Source organism: Pseudocitrobacter vendiensis, assembly GCF_943590815.1.
In the GTDB taxonomy this organism is placed as follows: domain Bacteria; phylum Pseudomonadota; class Gammaproteobacteria; order Enterobacterales; family Enterobacteriaceae; genus Pseudocitrobacter; species Pseudocitrobacter vendiensis.
Genome location: NZ_CALSBS010000004.1, coordinates 71,303 through 93,620, shown reverse-complemented (window position 1 = coordinate 93,620; position 22,318 = coordinate 71,303). Strand labels below are relative to the sequence as shown.

General features: G+C 54.6%; 19 protein-coding genes. 16 read left to right on the top strand and 3 right to left on the bottom strand.

Annotated features, from left to right (window positions below):
• Positions 1-2: 2 nt before the first annotated feature.
• The 3 genes from leuB to leuL form a co-directional block, all read right to left on the bottom strand.
• Complete coding sequence (gene leuB / locus NMC31_RS06545; protein WP_015965936.1) at positions 3-1,094, bottom strand: 3-isopropylmalate dehydrogenase; 1,092 nt, start codon at positions 1,092-1,094, stop codon at positions 3-5.
• Positions 1,094-2,665: a 2-isopropylmalate synthase gene (leuA, locus tag NMC31_RS06540; protein WP_149463094.1), complete on the bottom strand. Its 1,572-nt coding sequence runs from the start codon at positions 2,663-2,665 to the stop codon at positions 1,094-1,096. Before leuA ends, leuB begins: the two co-directional genes overlap by 1 nt.
• Positions 2,666-2,757: 92 nt before the next feature.
• Positions 2,758-2,844, bottom strand: coding sequence for a leu operon leader peptide (gene leuL, locus NMC31_RS26150; RefSeq protein WP_366938216.1), 87 nt, complete (start codon positions 2,842-2,844; stop codon positions 2,758-2,760).
• A 600-nt stretch (positions 2,845-3,444) separates the two neighbouring features.
• Between leuL and leuO the strand changes: the two genes are divergently transcribed.
• The 16 genes from leuO to NMC31_RS06460 all read left to right on the top strand — a co-directional run bounded on the left by leuO (position 3,445) and on the right by NMC31_RS06460 (position 22,317).
• Positions 3,445-4,416, top strand: a complete 972-nt coding sequence (leuO, locus tag NMC31_RS06535) for a transcriptional regulator LeuO (protein ID WP_253897354.1) — start codon at positions 3,445-3,447, stop codon at positions 4,414-4,416.
• 387 nt (positions 4,417-4,803) lie between these two features.
• On the top strand, positions 4,804-6,528 hold the full coding sequence (gene ilvI / locus NMC31_RS06530; protein ID WP_253897353.1) for an acetolactate synthase 3 large subunit: 1,725 nt from the start codon (positions 4,804-4,806) through the stop codon (positions 6,526-6,528).
• Positions 6,529-6,530: 2 nt separating this feature from the next.
• Positions 6,531-7,022: an acetolactate synthase small subunit gene (gene ilvN / locus NMC31_RS06525; protein ID WP_149463097.1), complete on the top strand. Its 492-nt coding sequence runs from the start codon at positions 6,531-6,533 to the stop codon at positions 7,020-7,022.
• Between the two features lie 177 nt (positions 7,023-7,199).
• Entirely contained in the window at positions 7,200-8,204 is a 1,005-nt protein-coding gene (gene cra / locus NMC31_RS06520) for a catabolite repressor/activator (protein WP_015965931.1), read from the top strand.
• A gap of 591 nt (positions 8,205-8,795) precedes the next feature.
• Positions 8,796-9,254 (top strand): division/cell wall cluster transcriptional repressor MraZ, encoded by a 459-nt coding sequence (gene mraZ / locus NMC31_RS06515; protein WP_149463213.1) that lies wholly within the window; start codon positions 8,796-8,798, stop codon positions 9,252-9,254.
• A gap of 1 nt (position 9,255) precedes the next feature.
• Positions 9,256-10,197: a 16S rRNA (cytosine(1402)-N(4))-methyltransferase RsmH gene (rsmH, locus tag NMC31_RS06510; RefSeq protein WP_149463098.1), complete on the top strand. Its 942-nt coding sequence runs from the start codon at positions 9,256-9,258 to the stop codon at positions 10,195-10,197.
• The gene (gene ftsL, locus NMC31_RS06505) at positions 10,194-10,559 is read left to right on the top strand and encodes a cell division protein FtsL (protein WP_149463099.1); all 366 of its coding nucleotides are present in this window, start codon (positions 10,194-10,196) and stop codon (positions 10,557-10,559) included. The genes rsmH and ftsL overlap by 4 nt, the downstream gene beginning before the upstream one ends.
• A gap of 15 nt (positions 10,560-10,574) precedes the next feature.
• Positions 10,575-12,341: a peptidoglycan glycosyltransferase FtsI gene (gene ftsI, locus NMC31_RS06500; protein ID WP_149463100.1), complete on the top strand. Its 1,767-nt coding sequence runs from the start codon at positions 10,575-10,577 to the stop codon at positions 12,339-12,341.
• Positions 12,328-13,815 carry a UDP-N-acetylmuramoyl-L-alanyl-D-glutamate--2,6-diaminopimelate ligase gene (gene murE, locus NMC31_RS06495; RefSeq protein WP_253897352.1) on the top strand — a complete coding sequence of 496 codons (1,488 nt, stop codon included), beginning with the start codon at positions 12,328-12,330 and terminating at the stop codon, positions 13,813-13,815. Before ftsI ends, murE begins: the two co-directional genes overlap by 14 nt.
• Entirely contained in the window at positions 13,812-15,170 is a 1,359-nt protein-coding gene (gene murF / locus NMC31_RS06490) for a UDP-N-acetylmuramoyl-tripeptide--D-alanyl-D-alanine ligase (protein WP_253897351.1), read from the top strand. Before murE ends, murF begins: the two co-directional genes overlap by 4 nt.
• Entirely contained in the window at positions 15,164-16,246 is a 1,083-nt protein-coding gene (gene mraY / locus NMC31_RS06485) for a phospho-N-acetylmuramoyl-pentapeptide-transferase (RefSeq protein WP_015965924.1), read from the top strand. The genes murF and mraY overlap by 7 nt, the downstream gene beginning before the upstream one ends.
• Positions 16,247-16,248: 2 nt before the next feature.
• Positions 16,249-17,565: a UDP-N-acetylmuramoyl-L-alanine--D-glutamate ligase gene (gene murD / locus NMC31_RS06480; protein WP_253897350.1), complete on the top strand. Its 1,317-nt coding sequence runs from the start codon at positions 16,249-16,251 to the stop codon at positions 17,563-17,565.
• Positions 17,565-18,809: a cell division protein FtsW gene (gene ftsW / locus NMC31_RS06475; protein ID WP_149463105.1), complete on the top strand. Its 1,245-nt coding sequence runs from the start codon at positions 17,565-17,567 to the stop codon at positions 18,807-18,809. The genes murD and ftsW overlap by 1 nt, the downstream gene beginning before the upstream one ends.
• Positions 18,806-19,873 carry an undecaprenyldiphospho-muramoylpentapeptide beta-N-acetylglucosaminyltransferase gene (gene murG / locus NMC31_RS06470; RefSeq protein ID WP_149463106.1) on the top strand — a complete coding sequence of 356 codons (1,068 nt, stop codon included), beginning with the start codon at positions 18,806-18,808 and terminating at the stop codon, positions 19,871-19,873. Before ftsW ends, murG begins: the two co-directional genes overlap by 4 nt.
• A gap of 55 nt (positions 19,874-19,928) precedes the next feature.
• Complete coding sequence (murC, locus tag NMC31_RS06465) at positions 19,929-21,404, top strand: UDP-N-acetylmuramate--L-alanine ligase (protein WP_149463107.1); 1,476 nt, start codon at positions 19,929-19,931, stop codon at positions 21,402-21,404.
• On the top strand, positions 21,397-22,317 hold the full coding sequence (locus NMC31_RS06460; protein ID WP_253897349.1) for a D-alanine--D-alanine ligase: 921 nt from the start codon (positions 21,397-21,399) through the stop codon (positions 22,315-22,317). Before murC ends, NMC31_RS06460 begins: the two co-directional genes overlap by 8 nt.
• Position 22,318: the final 1 nt, after the last annotated feature.

The window sequence follows — 22,318 nt, the reverse complement described above, 5'->3', positions numbered from 1 at the left end:
GATTACACCCCTTCAGCGATATAGCGGGCCACGATATCACCCATTTCATCAGTACTGACCGCCGCGCCGCCGCGTGCTAAATCGCCGGTACGGATACCTTCTTCCAGCGCGCGGTTGATCGCGTTTTCAATGGCATCGGCCGCGTCGTTCGCGTCCAGGCTATAGCGCAGCAGCAGCGCCAGCGACAGAATCTGAGCGATCGGGTTGGCGATGTTTTTCCCGGCGATATCCGGCGCAGAGCCGCCCGCCGGTTCATACAGGCCAAAACCTTGCTCATTCAGGCTGGCGGAAGGCAGCATGCCCATTGAGCCGGTGATCATCGCGCATTCGTCAGAGAGAATGTCGCCGAACAGGTTGGAGCACAGCACCACGTCAAACTGCGACGGATCTTTGATCATCTGCATGGTGGCGTTGTCGATATACATATGGTTCAGTTCAACGTCCGCATATTCCCGGCCAATTTCGGTAACGATTTCACGCCACAGAATGGAGGACTGCAACACGTTGGACTTATCAATCGAGGTCACTTTGTGACGGCGTTTACGCGCCGATTCAAACGCGATACGGGCAATACGCTCGATTTCGAAACGGTGATACACCTCGGTATCAAACGCTTTTTCGTACTGACCGCTGCCTTCGCGGCCTTTCGGCTGGCCGAAGTAGATACCGCCGGTCAATTCACGCACGCACAGAATGTCGAAACCGTTGGCGGCGATATCGGCGCGCAGTGGGCAGAACTCTTCGAGCCCCTGGTACAGTTTGGCCGGACGCAGGTTGCTGAACAGTTTGAAGTGCTTACGCAGCGGCAGCAGCGCGCCGCGCTCAGGTTGATCGTTCGGCGGCAGATGTTCCCATTTCGGGCCGCCCACGGAGCCAAACAGCACGGCGTCTGCTTGCTCACAGCCTTCTACGGTCGCTTTCGGCAGCGGGGTACCGTGATTATCAATCGCGATTCCGCCCACATCGTAGTGGCTGGTGGTGATACGCATATCGAAACGTTGACGAATCGCTTCCAGTACTTTCAAAGCCTGTGTCATCACTTCCGGGCCAATACCGTCACCTGGTAACACAGCAATATGGTAATTCTTCGACATTACACGGTTTCCTTTTTGTTCTCGTTATTCTGAGCTTTGCGTTGCAACTCTTTTTCAACTTCGGCGGCGCGCCAGATGTTATTCAGGACGTGAACCATCGCTTTCGCTGAGGATTCAACGATATCCGTCGCCAGGCCAACGCCGTGGAAGCGACGACCGTTATGGGTAACGACGATATCCACCTGGCCCAGCGCATCTTTACCGTGGCCTTTGGCGCTCAGGCCGTATTTCACCAGTTCGATGTCGTATTGCGTGATACGGTTAATCGCGTGGTAAATGGCATCGACCGGGCCGTTACCGTTGGCGGCTTCAGCTTTCACTTCATCGCCGCAGGCCAGTTTGACCGAGGCGGTCGCGATATCGCTGGAGCCTGACTGCACGCTGAAATAGTCCAGACGGAAATGCTCTGGCTCTTCCTGCTGTTTGTTGATGAACGCCAGCGCTTCCAGGTCGTAATCGAAGACCTGGCCTTTTTTGTCTGCCAGCTTCAGGAAGGCGTCGTACAGCTGATCCATGCTGTAATCGGACTCTTTATAGCCCATCTCGTCCATGCGGTGTTTCACCGCCGCACGGCCAGAGCGAGAGGTCAGGTTCAGCTGTACCTGATTCAGGCCAATGGATTCCGGGGTCATGATTTCGTAGTTTTCGCGGTTTTTCAGCACGCCGTCCTGGTGAATACCGGAGGAGTGCGCGAAGGCGCCGCTGCCAATGATCGCTTTGTTCGCCGGAATCGGCATGTTGCAGATCTGGCTGACGGTCTGGCTGGTACGCCAGATTTCGTTGTGGTTGATGTTGGTGTGCAGATTCATGATGTCTTTGCGCACCTTAATCGCCATGATGACTTCTTCCAGCGAGCAGTTACCGGCGCGCTCGCCGATACCGTTCATCGCGCCTTCAACCTGACGGGCACCGGCATGGACTGCGGCAATGGAGTTGCCAACGGCCAGGCCTAAATCGTCATGGGTGTGAACGGAGATAATCGCTTTATCGATATTCGGTACGCGCTCATACAGGCCGGTAATGATATTGCCGAATTCGAACGGCATGGTGTAGCCCACGGTGTCCGGGATATTGATGGTGGTGGCGCCCGCGTTAATGGCCGCTTCTACCACGCGCGCTAACTGATCAATTGGGGTGCGGCCGGCATCTTCGCAGGAAAACTCAACGTCGTCAGTGTAGTTACGGGCGCGTTTGACCATATACACCGCGCGCTCAATCACGTCGTCCAGCGTGCTGCGCAGCTTGGTGGCAATGTGCATCGGTGAAGTGGCGATAAAGGTATGAATACGGAATGCTTCCGCCACTTTCAGGGACTCGGCTGCCACATCAATGTCGTGCTCGACGCAACGTGCCAGTGCGCAGACGCGGCTGTTTTTGATGTTACGCGCGATAGTCTGTACGGATTCGAAGTCGCCTGGTGAAGAGACCGGAAAACCGACTTCCATCACATCGACGCCCATACGCTCAAGGGCGAAGGCAATCTGCAGTTTTTCTTTCACACTCAGGCTTGCCTGTAACGCCTGTTCGCCGTCACGTAAGGTGGTATCGAAGATAATGACTTGTTGGCTCATGTTTGAGGTCCTTAGTTCACTTGGGGCGCCTTGCTACGAGCGAAAAAAAACCCGCGCAACGGCGCGGGTTCTGATTCTTACTGGATGATGACTTAACGCTTAACGTCGTCCAGCAGTCTACCGCGCACAGAAGAGGCGTTTAGTAGTAGTAGACCGTTGAAACGAGAGGTGAGGATCATTGTCGTCATGCTCCAGATGAATTCGATATGCTTTTAGTGGTACTGGATATGATGATTGATGTCAACACTTGTTGGTTAAAAGCTTAGGTTAATGGCCTCCCTGGAGAGGGTTTAAATTAGCTAATTGTGCTGACGGATGTCACAAAATGCAGAGGATCATTTTTTGGGCTGGTAATCATTTTTATATTTTGTCGCAAATTAAAATATTTATTGGCAGTTACTTACGATGTTAGAGAGCCAGAGTCGTTGGCTTATCACGCTGATTCAATAGTGTTTATTTTTGTTAAACATTTCTATTGTGAATGTATGGGAAGGGAGATTGCTAAGAAAACGTTAATAAATATCAATGGGGAATATAACAGTTTAATAAAACTTAAAGTATTATTAATTATTAGTGCTGTTGTTTATTTATCAAATCTATGAGTAAACTATATACAATTAGTTTTTGTGATATGAATTCCCCTTCTGGTATCTGTGGACCCGGCTCTTCAGTGCCTTTATGAATTCCTAATTTTATCAATTTCTCTTTTTTGGATCTTATATGCATGGTAAATCATATTGTCATAATATATTTCTGCGATTTTGCAAAGGGAGTTTAGCATGACAGTGGAGTCAGAAAGTGTAGTAATGAAAGCGGAACAACGTAGCGGTAACCTTCATGAAACTGGTAAACCTCAGCTTAGAATGGTTGACCTTAATTTGCTGACCGTGTTTGACGCCGTGATGCAGGAACAAAACATTACTCGTGCCGCCCATATGTTGGGTATGTCGCAGCCTGCGGTGAGTAACGCGGTGGCGCGTTTGAAGGTCATGTTTAATGATGAGCTATTTGTGCGTTATGGTCGTGGTATTCAACCCACCGCGCGTGCATTCCAGCTTTTCGGTTCTGTTCGCCAGGCTTTACAACTGGTACAAAATGAACTGCCAGGATCGGGTTTTGAACCCGTTAGCAGTGAACGCGTATTTAATCTTTGCGTTTGTAGCCCACTGGATAACTATTTAACGTCGATTATCTTTAATCGTGTTGCAGAAATAGCACCCAATATCCATTTAGTGTTTAAGTCATCCTTAAATCAGAATACCGAACATCAGTTGCGCTACCAGGAAATTGAATTCGTTCTGGGATATGAAGAGTTCCGTCGCCCGGAATTTGCCTGCGTACCGTTATTTAATGATGAGATGGTGTTGGTTGCCAGCAAAAAACATCCGCGCATCAATGGGCCGTTAACCGAAAATACGGTGTATCAGGAAGAACATGCCGTTGTGGCGCTGGATCGTTACGCGTCATTTAGCCAGCCGTGGTATGACACGCCGGATAAACAAAGTCGCATTGCCTATCAGGGCATGGCGCTAATCAGCGTATTGAATGTAGTATCGCAAACAAATCTTGTCGCTATTGCGCCACGCTGGCTGGCGGAAGAGTTTTCCGAGAAGCTGGCGCTGCAAGTTCTGCCGCTGCCAATGAAAGTAAATAGCCGGACTTGTTATCTTTCCTGGCATGAAGCCGCTGGCAGAGACCGCGGTCATCAGTGGATGGAAGAGCTGCTGGTGAGCGTTTGCCGTCATCAGTAATATAAAATTTAGCCGGATGCGAAAGCATCCGGTTTATTTTGCATGAAAGGTAAAAACAAGAATTTTATTCTGTTGTCGGCCGTGACGATTTGTCGTCGAGTGATAAAAAATGGAGGTTTTGCTACGAAACGCGTATTCCTCCGAGTATCTGACAAACGCTTTTCTTATCGTTGAATTATTCCACCACCTTTATTGTTGTTTACTTTCTTTTCTACTTTTTCCCCTTTAAGACTCCGTAGTTACGCCGATTGCCTGCCTGATGCTGAGCGGTTATGTTGTTTCTTTAGGGTAATGACATAAGCATGCGCGGTCAGTTGGCTGACCGTGCGGCATGATTGCGCGGAAATGAATTCTGCCATCATCAAAATATCAGCCTGGAGGCAAACCATGGAGATGTTGTCTGGCGCCGAGATGGTCGTCCGGTCGTTAATCGATCAGGGCGTGAAGCAGGTCTTTGGCTATCCCGGGGGCGCGGTCCTCGATATCTACGATGCGCTGCATACCGTTGGCGGAATCGATCATGTGCTGGTGCGCCATGAGCAGGCGGCGGTACATATGGCAGATGGCCTTGCACGTGCAACTGGCGAAGTTGGCGTGGTGCTGGTGACATCCGGGCCGGGCGCGACGAACGCGATTACAGGTATTGCAACCGCTTATATGGACTCCATCCCGTTGGTGGTGCTTTCCGGTCAGGTGGCGACCTCCCTGATTGGCTATGACGCCTTCCAGGAGTGCGACATGGTGGGGATCTCCCGCCCGGTCGTGAAGCACAGCTTCCTGGTGAAGCAAACGGAAGATATTCCGGGTGTACTGAAAAAAGCGTTCTGGCTGGCGGCCAGCGGTCGCCCTGGCCCGGTGGTCGTGGATCTGCCGAAGGATATTCTCAACCCGGCGAATAAGCTGCCGTATCACTATCCCGAATCGGTCAGCATGCGTTCCTATAACCCGACCACCACCGGCCACAAAGGGCAAATTAAGCGCGCGCTGCAAACGCTGGTGGCAGCCAAAAAACCGGTAGTTTACGTCGGTGGCGGGGCGGTCAACGCAGAGTGCCATGAACAATTACGCACGCTGATTGAAAAACTCAATCTACCGGTGGCGTCATCGCTGATGGGGCTTGGCGCATTCCCGGCCACGCATCAGCTGGCGCTGGGAATGCTGGGCATGCACGGCACGTACGAAGCCAACATGACGATGCACCATTCCGATGTGATCTTCGCCGTTGGCGTTCGTTTTGACGATCGTACGACCAATAATCTTGCGAAGTACTGTCCGGATGCCACCGTGCTGCATATTGATATCGATCCGACGTCGATCTCGAAAACCGTTGCGGCGGATATTCCGATCGTCGGCGATGCGCGGCTGGTGCTGGAGCAGATGCTGGAACTGCTGGAGCAAGAAGAGACATCGCAGCCGCTCGATGAGATCCGCGACTGGTGGCAGCAGATCGCGCAATGGCGCGCGCGTCATTGCCTGAGCTACGACAAAAACAGCGATCAAATCAAGCCACAGGCAGTCATTGAAACGATCTGGCGTCTGACGGAAGGCGAGGCTTACGTCACCTCTGACGTGGGACAGCATCAGATGTTTGCTGCGCTCTATTATCCGTTTGCCAAACCACGCCGTTGGATCAACTCCGGTGGTCTTGGCACGATGGGCTTTGGTCTGCCTGCTGCGCTGGGCGTGAAAATGGCGCTGCCGGAGGAAACCGTCGTCTGCGTGACCGGCGATGGCAGTATCCAGATGAACATTCAGGAACTCTCCACCGCCTTGCAGTACAACCTGCCGGTGCTGGTGCTGAACCTGAATAACGGATATCTCGGTATGGTGAAGCAGTGGCAGGACATGATTTATTCCGGCCGCCACTCGCAATCCTATATGCAGTCGTTGCCGGATTTCGTGCGTCTGGCTGAAGCCTATGGTCACGTGGGAATACGCATCACTTCACCTGACGAGCTGGAAAGCAAACTGTCGCAGGCGCTGGAGCAGGTGCGCAATAACCGCCTGGTGTTTGTCGATGTGGCGGTTGATGGCAGTGAGCATGTCTATCCGATGCATATTCGCGGTGGCGGAATGGACGAGATGTGGTTGAGTAAAACGGAGAGAACCTGATTATGCGCCGGATATTATCTGTATTACTGGAAAACGAATCGGGCGCGTTGTCACGCGTGATTGGTCTTTTCTCACAGCGTGGCTACAACATTGAGAGCCTGACCGTTGCACCCACCGACGATCCCACTCTCTCGCGTATGACTATTCAAACGGTCGGCGATGACAAAGCCATCGAGCAGATTGAAAAGCAATTACATAAGCTGGTGGATGTGTTGCGGGTGAATGAAATCGGCCAGGGCGCGTACGTTGAGCGTGAAATCATGCTGGTTAAAGTGCAGGCCAGCGGTTACGGGCGCGACGAAGTGAAACGCAACACGGAAATCTTCCGTGGGCAAATTATCGATGTGACGCCCTCTATTTACACCGTTCAACTCGCGGGCACCAGCGACAAGCTGGATGCCTTCCTCGCGTCGTTACGGGATGTTGCCCGAATCGTGGAAGTGGCGCGCTCGGGCATTGTGGGGCTGTCGCGCGGCGATAAGATCATGCGGTAGCGCAGAACTGATGCATTTTACGTAGCCCAACGTCGCGTTGGGCTTTTTTTTGCGAATCGGGCAATAACTGCGAACAAAAGCTATTGCCGCTGCCAGGAATCTGCGGTTAGATGTTATAAATTTTATTCCATAATTTAACAATGGTTATGGATTGTACTATTGAAGCAAGGGGCAATTGTGAAACTGGATGAAATCGCCCGGCTCGCCGGTGTGTCGCGAACCACCGCCAGCTATGTGATTAACGGTAAGGCCAAGCAGTATCGCGTCAGCGATAAAACAGTCGAAAAAGTGATGGCCGTGGTGCGTGAGCATAACTACCATCCTAACGCCGTCGCTGCCGGCTTACGTGCGGGACGCACGCGTTCTATTGGGTTGGTGATCCCTGACCTGGAAAACACCAGCTATACCCGTATTGCGAACTATCTTGAGCGTCAGGCGCGTCAGCGTGGCTATCAACTGTTGATCGCCTGTTCAGAAGATCAGCCCGACAACGAGATGCGCTGTATTGAGCATCTGCTGCAACGCCAGGTCGATGCCATCATCGTTTCTACTTCTCTGCCACCGGAACATCCTTTCTATCAGCGTTGGGCAAATGATTCATTCCCCATCGTCGCGCTGGACCGCGCGCTGGATCGCGAACATTTCACCAGCGTCGTCGGGGCCGATCAGGACGATGCCGAAATGCTGGCGGAAGAGTTGCGTAAGTTCCCGGCAGAAACGGTTCTCTATTTAGGCGCCTTACCGGAACTCTCCGTGAGCTTCCTGCGTGAGCAGGGCTTCCGTACCGCGTGGAAAGATGACCCTCGCGAAGTTCATTATCTCTACGCCAATAGTTATGAACGTGAAGCCGCGGCGGTACTGTTCGAGAAATGGCTGGAAACCCACCCGATGCCGGATGCGCTGTTCACGACGTCATTTGCCTTGTTGCAGGGCGTGATGGATGTAACTCTGCGCCGCGAAGGGAAACTGCCTTCTGAACTGGCGATTGCCACCTTCGGCGATAATGAACTGCTCGATTTCCTGCAATGCCCGGTGCTGGCAGTGGCGCAGCGTCACCGCGATGTCGCTGAACGCGTGCTGGAAATTGTGCTGGCGAGTCTCGATGAACCGCGCAAACCAAAGCCAGGCCTGAGCCGCATTCGTCGTAATCTTTACCGTCGGGGCAGTCTGAGCCGTCGATAAGTCTGCTGGCGATAGAGCATCTATATTGACTTTATCGCCAGATCATTAGCTGGCTTATATTATTCAGAATAATCCTCATTTTTTTAAGATTTTTATTCCACTCACCGCATTATCCGTTTGATCCGGCGTCAATTAAGTAAATAGAAAGTAAAATTAACTCAGTTATGAATTATTTTGTTACATTCACATTCATGAATGCTGAAATAACAGCCACTTCTCCCGACCCCGCTCCGCGCCGCGCCAGACAAGCCTTTTAAATACCGATAACGGACATAACAAGGACTGTTAACGGGCATCAGAATGTCCTAAAATGCCGTCCGCGTCGCAAACTGACACTTTATATATTCTATTGACGATATTTAGTGACCTTAAAATGTTACGAATCTGTTGAGTTTTTTTCTTACACATATTCATGACGTTAATTTGCCTCGACAGTAGTACGGAATTTAATCGGGGCTATTAATGGCCGCAAAGAGTGGGTTTTTCAGCTCCGTTGGCATAGATGCTGGCTTGACAAGCTTTTCCTCTGCTCCGTAAACTCCTTCAGGTGGGAATTTGTGGGTTAAAGTGGCGAGAAGGGGTGAAGCTGGCATGTTCCGGGGGGCAACGTTAGTCAATCTCGACAGCAAGGGGCGTTTAGCCGTCCCTACCCGGTATCGGGATTCGCTGATTGAGAACGCTACCGGTCAAATGGTGTGCACCATTGACATCCATCACCCATGCCTGCTGCTTTACCCCCTGCCCGAATGGGAAATCATCGAGCAAAAACTCTCGCGTTTGTCGAGCATGAATCCCGCAGAGCGCCGCGTACAGCGCTTGTTGTTAGGGCATGCCAGCGAATGCCAAATGGATAACGCGGGGCGACTCTTGATCGCGCCAGTTTTACGGCAACATGCCGGATTGACAAAAGAAGTGATGCTGGTTGGGCAGTTCAACAAATTTGAACTGTGGGATGAAACGACCTGGTATCAACGGGTCAGGGAAGATATCGACGCTGAGCAAACCGCTTCAGACGCGCTTTCGGAACGGTTGCAGGATTTGTCCTTATAAAATGATGGAAACTTTTAAACATAAAACGGTACTGCTGGACGAGGCCGTCAACGGCCTGAATATTCGCCCGGATGGTATCTACATCGATGGTACTTTTGGTCGCGGTGGCCACTCGCGTCTTATCCTCTCGCAGCTTGGCGAGCAGGGGCGACTGCTGGCTATCGATCGCGACCCGCAGGCTATTGCCGTAGCAAACACCATTGATGATCCTCGCTTCTCCATCATTCATGGTCCTTTCTCCGCGTTGGCTGACTATGTTAGTGAGCGCGAACTTACAGGCAAGATCGACGGCATTCTGCTCGATCTTGGTGTCTCTTCACCACAGCTTGATGATGCTGAACGCGGTTTCTCTTTCATGCGCGACGGGCCGCTCGATATGCGTATGGACCCGACGCGCGGCCAGTCTGCCGCCGAATGGCTGCAAACAGCTGACGAAGCGGATATCGCCTGGGTGATTAAAACCTATGGCGAAGAGCGTTTCGGCAAGCGTATTGCCCGCGCCATCGTTGAGCGTAACCGCATTGAGCCCATGACCCGCACCAAAGAACTGGCGGAAGTGGTGGCGGCGGCGATGCCGGTGAAAGACAAATTCAAACATCCCGCGACCCGTACCTTCCAGGCGGTGCGCATCTGGGTAAACAGTGAACTGGAGGAGATAGAGCAGGCGCTAAAAGGCTCGATCGACGTGCTGGCCCCGAGTGGGCGGCTGTCGGTTATCAGTTTCCACTCGCTGGAAGACCGTATTGTAAAACGCTTCATGCGTGAGCAAAGCCGCGGTCCGCAGGTTCCGGCAGGGTTACCGATGACTGAAGAGCAACTCAGGAAGCTGGGTGGCCGTCATTTACGAGCGCTAGGCAAGTTGATGCCGGGCGAAGAAGAAGTGGCTGAAAATCCACGTGCCCGTAGTTCAGTGCTGCGTATCGCAGAGAGGACGAACGCATGATCAGCAGAGTGTCAGAAGCCCTAAGCAAAGTTAAGGGATCGATTGGAAGTAACGAGCGCCATGCCTTGCCTGGCGTCATCGGAGACGATCTTTTGCGGTTTGGGAAGCTGCCACTCTGCCTGTTCATTTGCATCATTGTTACGGCTGTCACGGTGGTGACGACGGCGCACCATACCCGTCTGTTAACCGCCCAACGCGAGCAACTGGTGCTGGAACGTGATGCGCTGGATATCGAATGGCGCAACCTGATTTTAGAAGAGAACGCCCTCGGCGATCATAGCCGGGTTGAGCGTATCGCTACGGAAAAGTTGCAAATGCAACATGTTGATCCGTCAAAAGAAAACATAGTTGTACAGAAATAAGGATTATCGCAACGCATGAAAGCAGCGGGAAAGACGCTTAAACCAAAACGTCAGGAAGAACAGGCCAACTTTATCAGTTGGCGTTTTGCGTTGCTGTGCGGCTGTATTCTGGTGGCTCTCGGCTTTCTGCTGGGGCGTGTTGCCTGGTTGCAGATAATCAACCCGGATATGCTGGTGCGTCAGGGTGATATGCGCTCCCTGCGTGTTCAGGAAGTATCCACGTCTCGTGGGATGATCACCGACCGCTCTGGCCGCCCACTGGCGGTGAGCGTACCGGTAAAAGCCATCTGGGCCGACCCGAAAGAAGTGCATGATGCGGGCGGCGTGAGCGTAGGCGATCGCTGGAACGCGCTCTCCACCGCGCTGAATCTGCCGCTGGATCAGCTGGCAAACCGTATCAATGCGAACCCGAAAGGGCGCTTTATCTATCTTGCTCGCCAGGTTAACCCTGACATGGCGGACTACATCAAAAAACTCAAACTGCCGGGTATTCATCTGCGTGAAGAGTCGCGCCGTTACTATCCGTCAGGCGAAGTCACCTCTCACCTCATCGGCTTTACTAACGTCGATAGCCAGGGGATCGAAGGCGTCGAGAAGAGCTTTGATAAGTGGCTAACCGGCCAACCGGGCGAACGTATTGTACGTAAAGACCGCTACGGGCGCGTTATCGAGGATATCTCCTCAACGGACAGCCAGGCGGCGCACAACCTTGCGCTGAGTATCGATGAGCGCTTACAGGCGCTGGTGTACCGCGAACTGAACAACGCCGTGGCGTTTAACAAAGCGGAATCGGGCAGTGCGGTGCTGGTGGATGTGAATACCGGCGAAGTGCTGGCGATGGCGAACAGCCCGTCTTATAACCCGAATAACTTCTCCGGCACGGCAAAAGACACCATGCGTAACCGCGCCATCACTGACGTGTTTGAACCCGGTTCAACGGTTAAACCGATGGTCGTGATGACCGCCCTGCAGCGGGGCGTGGTGCGCGAAAATACCGTCCTGAATACTATTCCTTACCGTATTAACGGCCACGAAATTAAAGACGTGGCGCGCTACAGCGAATTGACCCTGACCGGGGTACTACAGAAGTCGAGTAACGTCGGTGTTTCCAAGCTGGCGTTAGCGATGCCGTCCTCAGCGTTAGTAGAGACTTACTCACGTTTTGGATTGGGAAAAGCGACCAATTTGGGGTTGGTCGGAGAACGCAGTGGCTTATATCCTCAAAAACAACGGTGGTCTGACATAGAGAGGGCCACCTTCTCTTTCGGCTACGGGCTAATGGTAACGCCGTTACAGTTAGCGCGAGTCTACGCAACGATAGGCAGCTACGGGGTTTACCGACCGCTGTCGATAACCAAAGTTGACCCTCCGGTTCCTGGCGAACGTATCTTCCCGGAATCCATCGTACGTACCGTGGTTCACATGATGGAAAGCGTGGCGCTGCCTGGCGGCGGCGGCGTGAAAGCGGCGATCAAAGGCTATCGCATCGCCATCAAAACCGGTACGGCGAAAAAAGTGGGGCCAGACGGGCGTTACATCAACAAATATATTGCTTACACCGCGGGCGTTGCGCCAGCCAGCCAGCCGCGTTTTGCGCTGGTGGTGGTCATCAACGACCCGCAGGCAGGTAAATACTACGGCGGCGCCGTTTCCGCGCCGGTCTTCGGTGCCATCATGGGCGGCGTTCTGCGCACCATGAACATCGAACCGGATGCGCTGGCAACGGGCGAAAAAAGTGAATTTGTGATTAATCAAGGCGAGGGAACAGGTGGCAGATCGTAATTTGCGCGACCTTCTCGCTCCGTGGGTGCCAAATGCGCCGGAGCGAGCACTGCGAGAGATGACACTCGACAGCCGTGTGGCTGCCTCGGGCGATCTCTTCGTAGCGGTGGTTGGTCATCAGGCGGACGGGCGTCGTTATATCCCGCAGGCAATTGCGCAAGGTGTAGCTGCCATTATAGCCGAGGCAAAAGATGAAGCGACCGATGGCGAAATCCGTGAAATGCACGGCGTCCCGGTTATCTACCTCAGCCAGTTGAATGAACGCTTATCGGCACTGGCCGGGCGCTTCTACCATGAACCGTCTGACCGTTTGCGCCTCGTGGGCGTAACCGGCACCAACGGTAAAACCACCACCACCCAACTGCTCGCACAGTGGGGGCAATTGCTTGGCGAAACCAGCGCGGTGATGGGAACGGTCGGTAACGGCCTGCTGGGTAAAGTGATCCCAACAGAAAATACTACCGGTTCAGCGGTTGATGTTCAGCACGTGCTGTCCGGCCTGGTAGACCAGGGCGCGACGCTGGCGGCAATGGAGGTCTCTTCCCACGGGCTGGTACAGCACCGCGTGGCGGCACTGAAATTTGTGGCTTCCGTGTTTACCAACCTGAGCCGCGATCACCTTGATTATCATGGTGATATGGAACATTACGAAGCGGCGAAATGGCTGCTGTACTCCACGCACCACTGCGGCCAGGCGATTGTAAACGCCGACGATGAAGTGGGCCGTCGCTGGCTGGCAAAACTGCCGGACGCGGTTGCGGTGTCAATGGAAGATCACATCAATCCGAACTGCCACGGACGCTGGTTAAAAGCGACCGAGGTGAATTATCACGACAGCGGTGCAACCATCCGTTTCAGCTCGACCTGGGGCGACGGCGAAATCGAAAGCCGTCTCATGGGCGCGTTCAACGTCAGCAACTTGTTACTGGCGCTGGCCACACTGCTGGCGCTTGGTTATCCGCTGGCGGATCTGCTGAAAACCGCTTCCCGCCTGCAACCGGTTTGTGGCCGTATGGAAGTGTTTAGCGCGCCGGGTAAACCGACGGTCGTTGTCGATTACGCTCATACGCCGGATGCGCTGGAAAAAGCGCTCGAAGCGGCGCGTCTGCACTGCGCAGGCAAACTGTGGTGCGTCTTTGGCTGCGGCGGTGACCGTGATAAAGGTAAACGCCCGCTGATGGGCGCGATTGCCGAGCAGTTTGCGGATATCGCCGTGGTTACCGATGACAACCCGCGTACCGAAGAGCCGCGTGCCATCATCAACGACATCCTGGCGGGCATGCTTGACGCCGGCCGCGCCAAAGTAGTGGAAGGACGTGCGCAAGCGGTTACTAACGCCATCATGCAGGCGAAGCCTGATGACCTGGTGCTGCTGGCCGGTAAAGGTCATGAAGATTATCAAATTGTCGGCACTCAACGTCTCGACTATTCCGACCGTGTAACCGCAGCGCGTCTGCTGGGAGTGATCGCATGATTAGCGTAACGCTTAGCGAACTGGCTGGCATCCTGCACGGTGAACTGAACGGTGCTGACCTGCGTATCGACGATGTCACCACCGATACGCGTAAATTAACGCCGGGTTGCCTGTTTGTGGCCCTGAAAGGCGAGCGTTTCGATGCCCATGATTTCGTTGAAAAAGCGAAAGAGGGGGGAGCGGGTGCACTGTTAGTCAGCCGTAAACTGGATATCGACCTGCCGCAACTGGTGGTGAAAGATACCCGTCTGGCGTTCGGTGAACTGGCAGCATGGGTTCGCCAGCAGGTGCCCACTCGCGTGGTTGCCCTGACGGGCTCCTCCGGTAAAACGTCGGTGAAAGAGATGACCGCCTCCATTCTGGGTCAGTGCGGCAATACGCTTTATACCGCAGGCAATCTTAATAATGATATCGGTGTGCCGATGACATTGCTGCGCCTGACGAAAGAACACGAATACGCGGTGATTGAACTGGGCGCCAACCATCAGGGCGAAATCGCCTGGACGGTGAGCCTGACTCGCCCGGAAGCGGCGCTGGTGAACAACCTTGCGGCGGCGCATCTGGAAGGGTTCGGATCGCTGGCGGGCGTGGCAAAAGCCAAAGGTGAGATTTTCACTGGCCTTCCGCTAAACGGCATCGCGATCCTGAATGCCGACAATAACGACTGGCTGAACTGGCAAGCGATTATTGGCTCGCGCAAAGTGTGGCGCTTCTCGCCGAATGCGGCGAACAGTGATTTCACCGCCACCAACATTCACATTACCAGCCATGGCACCGAATTTACGCTGCAAACGCCAACCGGCGACATAGACGTATTGCTGCCGCTGCCGGGTCGCCACAACATTGCTAACGCGCTGGCCGCGACGGCACTGGCGATGGCGGTGGGTGCAGACTTAACCGCGGTGAAAGGCGGGCTGGCGAAGCTGACCTCCGTTCCGGGGCGTTTGTTCCCGATTCACCTGAGCGACACCCAACTGCTGCTCGACGACTCCTATAACGCCAACGTCGGTTCGATGACCGCCGCGGTGCAGGTGCTCGAAGAGATGCCAGGTTATCGGGTGCTGGTCGTTGGCGATATGGCAGAACTGGGTGCAGAAAGCGAATCCTGCCACATTCAGGTTGGCGAAGCTGCGAAAGTGGCGGGCATCGATAAAGTATTAAGCGTAGGTAAATTAAGCCAGGCAATCAGTTCTGCCAGCGGCGTCGGCGAACATTTCACCGACAAAGCAGCAGCCATTGCGCGTCTTAAAACGCTCATTAATGAACAGCAAACCCTCACCATTCTGGTGAAAGGATCACGTAGTGCCGCCATGGAAGAGGTAGTACGCGCATTACAGGAGAACGGGACATGTTAGTTTGGCTGGCCGAACATTTGGTCAAATATTATTCCGGCTTTAACGTCTTTTCCTATCTGACGTTTCGCGCCATCGTCAGCCTGCTGACCGCGCTGTTCATCTCATTGTGGATGGGCCCGCGCATGATCGCCCATTTACAGAAACTCTCTTTCGGTCAGGTAGTACGTAACGACGGTCCGGAATCGCACTTCAGCAAACGCGGTACGCCGACAATGGGCGGGATCATGATCCTCACCGCGATTGTGGTTTCCGTGTTGCTGTGGGCTTATCCGTCCAACCCGTACGTCTGGTGCGTGCTGGTGGTGCTGGTCGGCTACGGCATTATTGGTTTTGTCGATGACTATCGCAAAGTTGTCCGTAAGGACACCAAGGGCCTGATCGCGCGCTGGAAATATTTCTGGATGTCGGTGATTGCACTGGGCGTGGCGTTCGCGCTCTATCTGGCGGGTAAAGATACGCCAGCGACGCAGCTGGTGGTGCCGTTCTTTAAAGACGTGATGCCTCAACTGGGTCTGTTCTACATTCTGTTGGCCTATTTTGTTGTTGTCGGTACCGGTAATGCAGTGAACCTGACCGATGGTCTGGACGGCTTAGCGATTATGCCAACCGTCTTCGTTGCCGGGGGTTTTGCCCTGGTCGCCTGGGCGACGGGTAACATGAACTTCGCTAACTATCTGCATATTCCGTATCTGCGGCACGCAGGTGAACTGGTCATTGTTTGCACCGCGATTGTCGGGGCAGGGCTGGGCTTCCTGTGGTTTAACACCTATCCGGCACAAGTCTTTATGGGCGATGTCGGTTCGCTGGCGCTGGGCGGCGCATTGGGCATTATCGCCGTGCTGCTGCGTCAGGAGTTCCTGCTGGTGATTATGGGCGGCGTATTCGTGGTTGAAACGCTGTCGGTGATTTTGCAGGTCGGTTCCTTCAAGCTGCGCGGTCAGCGCATCTTCCGTATGGCGCCGATTCACCACCACTATGAACTGAAAGGCTGGCCGGAACCGCGCGTCATTGTGCGCTTCTGGATTATTTCGCTGATGCTGGTGCTGATTGGCCTGGCTACGCTGAAGGTACGTTAATCATGGCAGATTACCAGGGTAAAAATGTTGTCATTATCGGTCTTGGTTTGACCGGGCTCTCCTGCGTCGATTTCTTCATGGCGCGTGGTGTAACGCCGCGCGTGATGGATACGCGAGCCACTCCCCCTGGGCTGGATAAACTGCCGGAAGAGGTTGAGCGTTACGTTGGTAGTCTAAATGATGACTGGTTGCTGAGTGCGGATTTGATTGTGGCAAGCCCCGGCATCGCGCTGGCGCATCCGTCGCTGAGCGCAGCGGCTGATGCCGGCGTCGAGATTGTCGGCGATATCGAACTCTTCTGCCGCGAAGCGCAGGCGCCAATCGTGGCGATCACCGGTTCCAACGGGAAAAGTACCGTCACCACGCTGGTCGGTGAAATGGCTAAAGCGGCGGGGGTGAATGTTGGTGTTGGCGGCAATATTGGCCTGCCTGCGCTGATGCTACTCGACCCGACGCGCGAACTCTATGTTCTGGAACTCTCCAGCTTCCAGCTGGAAACCACCTCCAGCTTAAAGGCTGCGGCGGCAACCATTCTTAACGTCACTGAAGATCATATGGACCGCTATCCGTTTGGCCTGCAGCAGTATCGTGCTGCCAAACTGCGCGTCTATGAAAATGCTAAAACCTGTGTGGTGAACGCTGATGATGCGTTGACCATGCCGATCCGCGGAGCCGATGAGCGCTGTGTGAGCTTTGGTGTTGATGTCGGTGATTACCACCTTAACCGCCAGCAGGGGGAAACCTGGCTGCGTGTGAAAGGTGAAAAGATCCTCAACGTCAAAGAGATGACCCTCACCGGGCAGCACAACTACAGTAATGCGCTGGCGGCGCTGGCGCTGGCGGATGCCGTAGGCCTGCCGCGCGCCAGCAGCCTGAAGGCATTGACCACCTTCGCCGGGTTGGCTCATCGCTTCCAGGTGGTGCTGAATCACAATGGCGTCCGTTGGATCAACGACTCAAAAGCAACCAACGTCGGCAGTACGGAAGCAGCGCTCAACGGTTTACACGTTGATGGCACGCTCTGGCTGCTGCTGGGCGGTGACGGGAAATCCGCCGATTTCAGCCCGCTTGCGCGCTATCTGAATGGCGATAATATTCGTCTTTACTGCTTTGGCCGCGACGGCAGCGAGCTTGCCGCGTTACGCCCGGAAATCGCCACCGAAACGGAGACGATGGAACAGGCGATGCGCGCCATTGCGCCGCAGCTGAAAACGGGCGATATGGTGCTGCTGTCACCGGCCTGCGCCAGCCTTGATCAGTTTAAAAGCTTTGAGCAACGTGGCGACGTGTTTGCGCGACTGGCGAAGGAGTTAGGTTGATGCGTTTATCCCTCCCGCGCCTGAAAATGCCTCGCCTGCCAGGGTTTGCTATCCTGGCATGGGTATTTGCTGCGCTGAAAGGCTGGGTGATGGGCTCCCGGGCACAGGATAACGACAGTCTGGTGATGTACGATCGCACCCTGCTGTGGCTGACCTTCGGCCTGGCGGCGATCGGTTTCATCATGGTGACCTCGGCATCCATGCCGGTTGGTCAGCGTCTGGCGAACGATCCTTTCCTGTTCGCCAAACGTGATGGTCTCTATATCGTGCTGGCGTTTGCGCTGGCGATGATCACCCTGCGACTGCCGATGGAGTTCTGGCAGCGCTACAGCACTTCAATGCTGATTGCGTCTATCGTCATGCTATTGATTGTACTGGTTGTGGGTAGCTCGGTTAACGGGGCATCGCGTTGGATCGCCTTCGGCCCACTACGTATTCAGCCAGCGGAGTTCACCAAGCTGTCGCTGTTTTGCTACATCGCCAACTATCTGGTGCGTAAAGCCGACGAAGTGCGTAACAACCTGCGCGGCTTCTTAAAGCCGATGGGCGTTATTTTCGTGCTGGCGATTTTACTCCTGGCGCAGCCGGACCTCGGTACGGTTGTGGTGCTGTTCGTCACTACGCTTGCGATGCTGTTCCTTGCGGGGGCGAAGCTGTGGCAGTTCATCGCCATTATCGGCATGGGGATTTCAGCGGTGGTGCTGTTGATCCTCGCCGAGCCATACCGTATTCGTCGTGTGACCTCGTTCTGGAACCCGTGGGAAGATCCGTTTGGTAGCGGTTACCAGCTTACCCAATCCCTGATGGCTTTTGGTCGCGGGGAAATGTGGGGGCAAGGGCTGGGTAATTCGGTGCAAAAACTGGAGTATCTGCCGGAAGCGCATACCGACTTCATCTTCGCTATTATCGGCGAGGAACTCGGTTATATCGGTGTGGTACTGGCGCTTTTAATGGTATTCTTCGTCGCTTTCCGCGCGATGTCCATCGGGCGGAAAGCGCTGGAACTCAACCAGCGATTCGCCGGTTTTCTGGCCTGCGCCATTGGCGTGTGGTTCAGTTTCCAGGCGCTGGTTAACGTCGGCGCGGCGGCCGGTATGCTGCCGACCAAAGGTCTGACACTGCCGCTTATCAGTTACGGTGGTTCCAGTCTGCTGATTATGTCGACGGCGATTATGTTCCTGTTACGTATAGATTATGAAACACGTCTGGAAAAAGCCCAGGCGTTTACCCGAGGTTCCAGATGAGCGGTGAAACGAAGCGGTTAATGGTGATGGCAGGCGGTACCGGCGGGCATGTGTTCCCCGGGCTGGCGGTTGCGCACCATTTAATGGACCAGGGCTGGCAAGTACGCTGGCTGGGTACCGCTGATCGTATGGAAGCGGATCTCGTGCCGAAACACGGTATCGAGATCGACTTTATTCGTATTTCTGGCTTGCGTGGCAAAGGTGTAAAAGCCTTGCTGCTCGCGCCGCTGCGTATCTTTAATGCCTGGCGTCAGGCACGCGCTATCATGAAGCGCTTTAAGCCAGACGTGGTGCTAGGGATGGGCGGCTATGTGTCTGGCCCTGGCGGTCTGGCGGCGTGGTCGCTGGGAATTCCTGTCGTGCTGCACGAACAGAACGGCATTGCTGGCCTGACCAACAAATGGCTGGCGAAGATCGCGAAGACTGTGATGCAGGCGTTTCCCGGTGCATTCCCAAACGCGGAAGTGGTAGGTAACCCGGTTCGCGTCGATGTGCTGGCGCTGCCGTTGCCGGAACAGCGTCTGGCGGGTCGCGAAGGCCCGGTTCGCGTTCTGGTGGTTGGCGGTTCGCAGGGTGCGCGCATCCTGAACCAGACCATGCCGCAGGTGGCGTCGAAGCTGGGTGAAACCATTACCATCTGGCATCAGAGCGGTAAAGGCGCGCAGCAAACCGTCGAGCAGGCGTATGAAGACGCGGGCGAGCCGCAGCATAAAGTCACCGAATTTATCGATGATATGGCTGCCGCGTATGCCTGGGCTGATGTGGTGGTGTGCCGTTCCGGCGCGCTGACCGTCAGCGAAATCGCGGCGGCCGGTCTGCCGGCTATCTTTGTGCCGTTCCAGCATAAAGACCGTCAGCAGTACTGGAATGCGCTGCCGCTGGAACAAGCTGGTGCAGCGAAGATTTATGAGCAACCGCAGTTTACCGCTGAAGCGGTTGCCACGACGCTCGAACTCTGGGATCGCAAAACCCTGCTGGAAATGGCAGAGCGCGCACGCGCGACGGCAATCCCGGATGCGACCGAGCGAGTAGCAAAAGCAGTAAGCCTGGCAGCTCAGGCTTAACCCTCGCGGCGCGCGTTGCGCTGCACGAATTTTAGAAGTCGATGGCGTTGAGAGAATGAATACACAACAACTGGCGAAACTGCGTTCCATTGTGCCCGAGATGCGTCGCGTCCGGCACATTCACTTTGTGGGTATCGGCGGTGCCGGTATGGGCGGTATCGCCGAAGTTCTGGCCAACGAAGGTTATCAGATCAGCGGTTCCGATTTGGCACCGAACCCGGTGACGCAGCAATTGTCGCAACTCGGCGCCACTATCTATTTCAACCATCGCCCGGAAAACGTCCGCGATGCGAGCGTGGTTGTGGTATCGACGGCGATTGCCGCCGATAACCCGGAAATTGTTGCTGCACATGAAGCGCGTATCCCGGTGATCCGCCGCGCCGAAATGCTGGCTGAACTGATGCGTTTTCGTCACGGCATCGCCATCGCCGGGACACACGGTAAAACGACCACCACCGCGATGGTCTCCAGTATTTACGCGGAAGCCGGGCTGGACCCGACTTTCGTTAACGGCGGTCTGGTAAAAGCCGCAGGCGTGCATGCGCGTCTGGGCCACAGCCGTTACTTGATTGCGGAAGCGGATGAGAGCGATGCGTCGTTCCTGCATCTGCAGCCGATGGTGGCGATTGTCACCAACATTGAAGCCGACCACATGGATACCTACCAGGGCGACTTCGAGAATTTGAAGCAGACGTTTATCAACTTCCTGCACAACCTGCCGTTTTACGGTCGTGCAGTGATGTGTGTGGATGATCCGGTGATCCGCGAGCTGCTGCCGCGCGTAGGCCGTCAAACCACCACTTATGGTTTTAGCGATGATGCGGATGTGCGCGTTGAAGACTATCAGCAGGTGGGTCCGCAGGGGCACTTCACGCTGGTGCGTCAGGATAAAGAAAATCTGCACGTTACGCTGAATGCGCCGGGGCGTCATAATGCGCTGAACGCCGCCGCCGCCGTTGCGGTCGCCACAGAAGAGGGTATTGAAGACGACGCGATTCTGCGCGCGCTGGAAAGCTTCCAGGGCACAGGCCGCCGCTTCGATTTCCTGGGCGAATATCCGCTGGACGAGGTGAATGGCAAAGCGGGTACTGCGATGCTGGTTGATGACTATGGCCATCACCCAACGGAAGTGGACGCCACCATTAAAGCCGCACGCGCGGGCTGGCCGGATAAAAATCTGGTAATGGTGTTCCAGCCGCACCGTTATACTCGCACGCGCGATCTGTACGATGATTTTGCCAACGTACTGACGCAGGTTGACGCGTTACTGATGCTGGATGTGTACCCGGCTGGCGAAGCACCGATTCCGGGCGCAGACAGCCGCTCGCTGTGCCGCACGATCCGCGGTCGCGGTAAAGTTGACCCGATTCTGGTCTCCGACCCGGCTCAGGTCGCTGAAATGCTGGCGCCGGTACTGACGGGTAACGACCTGGTGTTGATTCAGGGCGCTGGAAATATTGGCAAAATCGCGCGTAACTTAGCTGAAATCAAACTCAAGCCGCAAACTCAGGAGGAAGAGCGTCATGGCTGATAAAATCGCTGTCCTTCTGGGGGGCACCTCCGCAGAGCGTGAGGTTTCGCTGAACTCCGGGGCCGCCGTGCTGGCTGGCCTGCGTGAGGCGGGTGTCGATGCGCATCCGGTCGACCCGAAAGAGGTCGATGTTACCCAGCTGAAAAATATGGGTTTTCAGAAAGCGTTTATTGCACTCCATGGTCGAGGCGGGGAAGATGGCACGTTACAGGGATTACTGGAACTGCTAAAACTGCCCTACACCGGCAGCGGCGTGATGGCATCAGCCATTTCAATGGATAAACTGCGCAGCAAACTACTGTGGCAGGGCGCGGGTTTACCTGTCGCACCATGGGTGGCGATCACGCGCAAAGAATTTGAATTAGGGCTGAATGACGAAGTAAAACAGCAGCTTACCGAACTTGGTTTGCCGCTTATCGTCAAGCCGAGCCGTGAAGGCTCAAGCGTTGGGATGTCAAAAGTTAACGAGAGTGGTGAATTGACCCAGGCGTTAACGCTGGCGTTTCAACATGATGAAGAAGTTCTGGTGGAGAAATGGCTCAGTGGCCCCGAATTCACCGTTGCGGTGCTTGGCGAAGAAATTTTACCGTCGATTCGCATCCAACCTGCCGGAACCTTCTATGATTATGATGCGAAGTATCTCTCTGATGAGACGAAGTATTTCTGTCCAGGTTGTGAAGATAACGTCCAGGAAGCCGCAATGCAGTCTCTGGTGTTAAAAGCGTGGACTGTTCTTGGCTGTCGTGGCTGGGGGCGAATTGACGTGATGCAAGACCGTGATGGTCAGCTTTATCTGCTGGAAGCGAATACGTCTCCGGGGATGACCAGCCACAGTCTGGTGCCGATGGCGGCGCGTCAGGCGGGAATGAGCTTCTCGCAACTGGTAGTACGAATTCTGGACCTGGCGGGGTGAT

What these genes read in the sequence shown, in the direction of transcription:
- ftsI (WP_149463100.1), top strand. Translation starts at nt 10,575, where the DNA reads ATGAAAGCAGCGGGAAAGACGCTTAAACCAAAACGTCAGGAAGAACAG.
- murD (WP_253897350.1), top strand. Translation starts at nt 16,249, where the DNA reads ATGGCAGATTACCAGGGTAAAAATGTTGTCATTATCGGTCTTGGTTTG.
- mraY (WP_015965924.1), top strand. Translation starts at nt 15,164, where the DNA reads ATGTTAGTTTGGCTGGCCGAACATTTGGTCAAATATTATTCCGGCTTT.
- NMC31_RS06460 (WP_253897349.1), top strand. Translation starts at nt 21,397, where the DNA reads ATGGCTGATAAAATCGCTGTCCTTCTGGGGGGCACCTCCGCAGAGCGT.
- leuB (WP_015965936.1), bottom strand. Translation starts at nt 1,094, where the DNA reads ATGTCGAAGAATTACCATATTGCTGTGTTACCAGGTGACGGTATTGGC.
- murC (WP_149463107.1), top strand. Translation starts at nt 19,929, where the DNA reads ATGAATACACAACAACTGGCGAAACTGCGTTCCATTGTGCCCGAGATG.
- ilvN (WP_149463097.1), top strand. Translation starts at nt 6,531, where the DNA reads ATGCGCCGGATATTATCTGTATTACTGGAAAACGAATCGGGCGCGTTG.
- ilvI (WP_253897353.1), top strand. Translation starts at nt 4,804, where the DNA reads ATGGAGATGTTGTCTGGCGCCGAGATGGTCGTCCGGTCGTTAATCGAT.
- ftsL (WP_149463099.1), top strand. Translation starts at nt 10,194, where the DNA reads ATGATCAGCAGAGTGTCAGAAGCCCTAAGCAAAGTTAAGGGATCGATT.
- murF (WP_253897351.1), top strand. Translation starts at nt 13,812, where the DNA reads ATGATTAGCGTAACGCTTAGCGAACTGGCTGGCATCCTGCACGGTGAA.
- leuL (WP_366938216.1), bottom strand. Translation starts at nt 2,844, where the DNA reads ATGATCCTCACCTCTCGTTTCAACGGTCTACTACTACTAAACGCCTCT.
- murG (WP_149463106.1), top strand. Translation starts at nt 18,806, where the DNA reads ATGAGCGGTGAAACGAAGCGGTTAATGGTGATGGCAGGCGGTACCGGC.
- rsmH (WP_149463098.1), top strand. Translation starts at nt 9,256, where the DNA reads ATGATGGAAACTTTTAAACATAAAACGGTACTGCTGGACGAGGCCGTC.
- leuA (WP_149463094.1), bottom strand. Translation starts at nt 2,665, where the DNA reads ATGAGCCAACAAGTCATTATCTTCGATACCACCTTACGTGACGGCGAA.
- leuO (WP_253897354.1), top strand. Translation starts at nt 3,445, where the DNA reads ATGACAGTGGAGTCAGAAAGTGTAGTAATGAAAGCGGAACAACGTAGC.
- mraZ (WP_149463213.1), top strand. Translation starts at nt 8,796, where the DNA reads ATGTTCCGGGGGGCAACGTTAGTCAATCTCGACAGCAAGGGGCGTTTA.
- ftsW (WP_149463105.1), top strand. Translation starts at nt 17,565, where the DNA reads ATGCGTTTATCCCTCCCGCGCCTGAAAATGCCTCGCCTGCCAGGGTTT.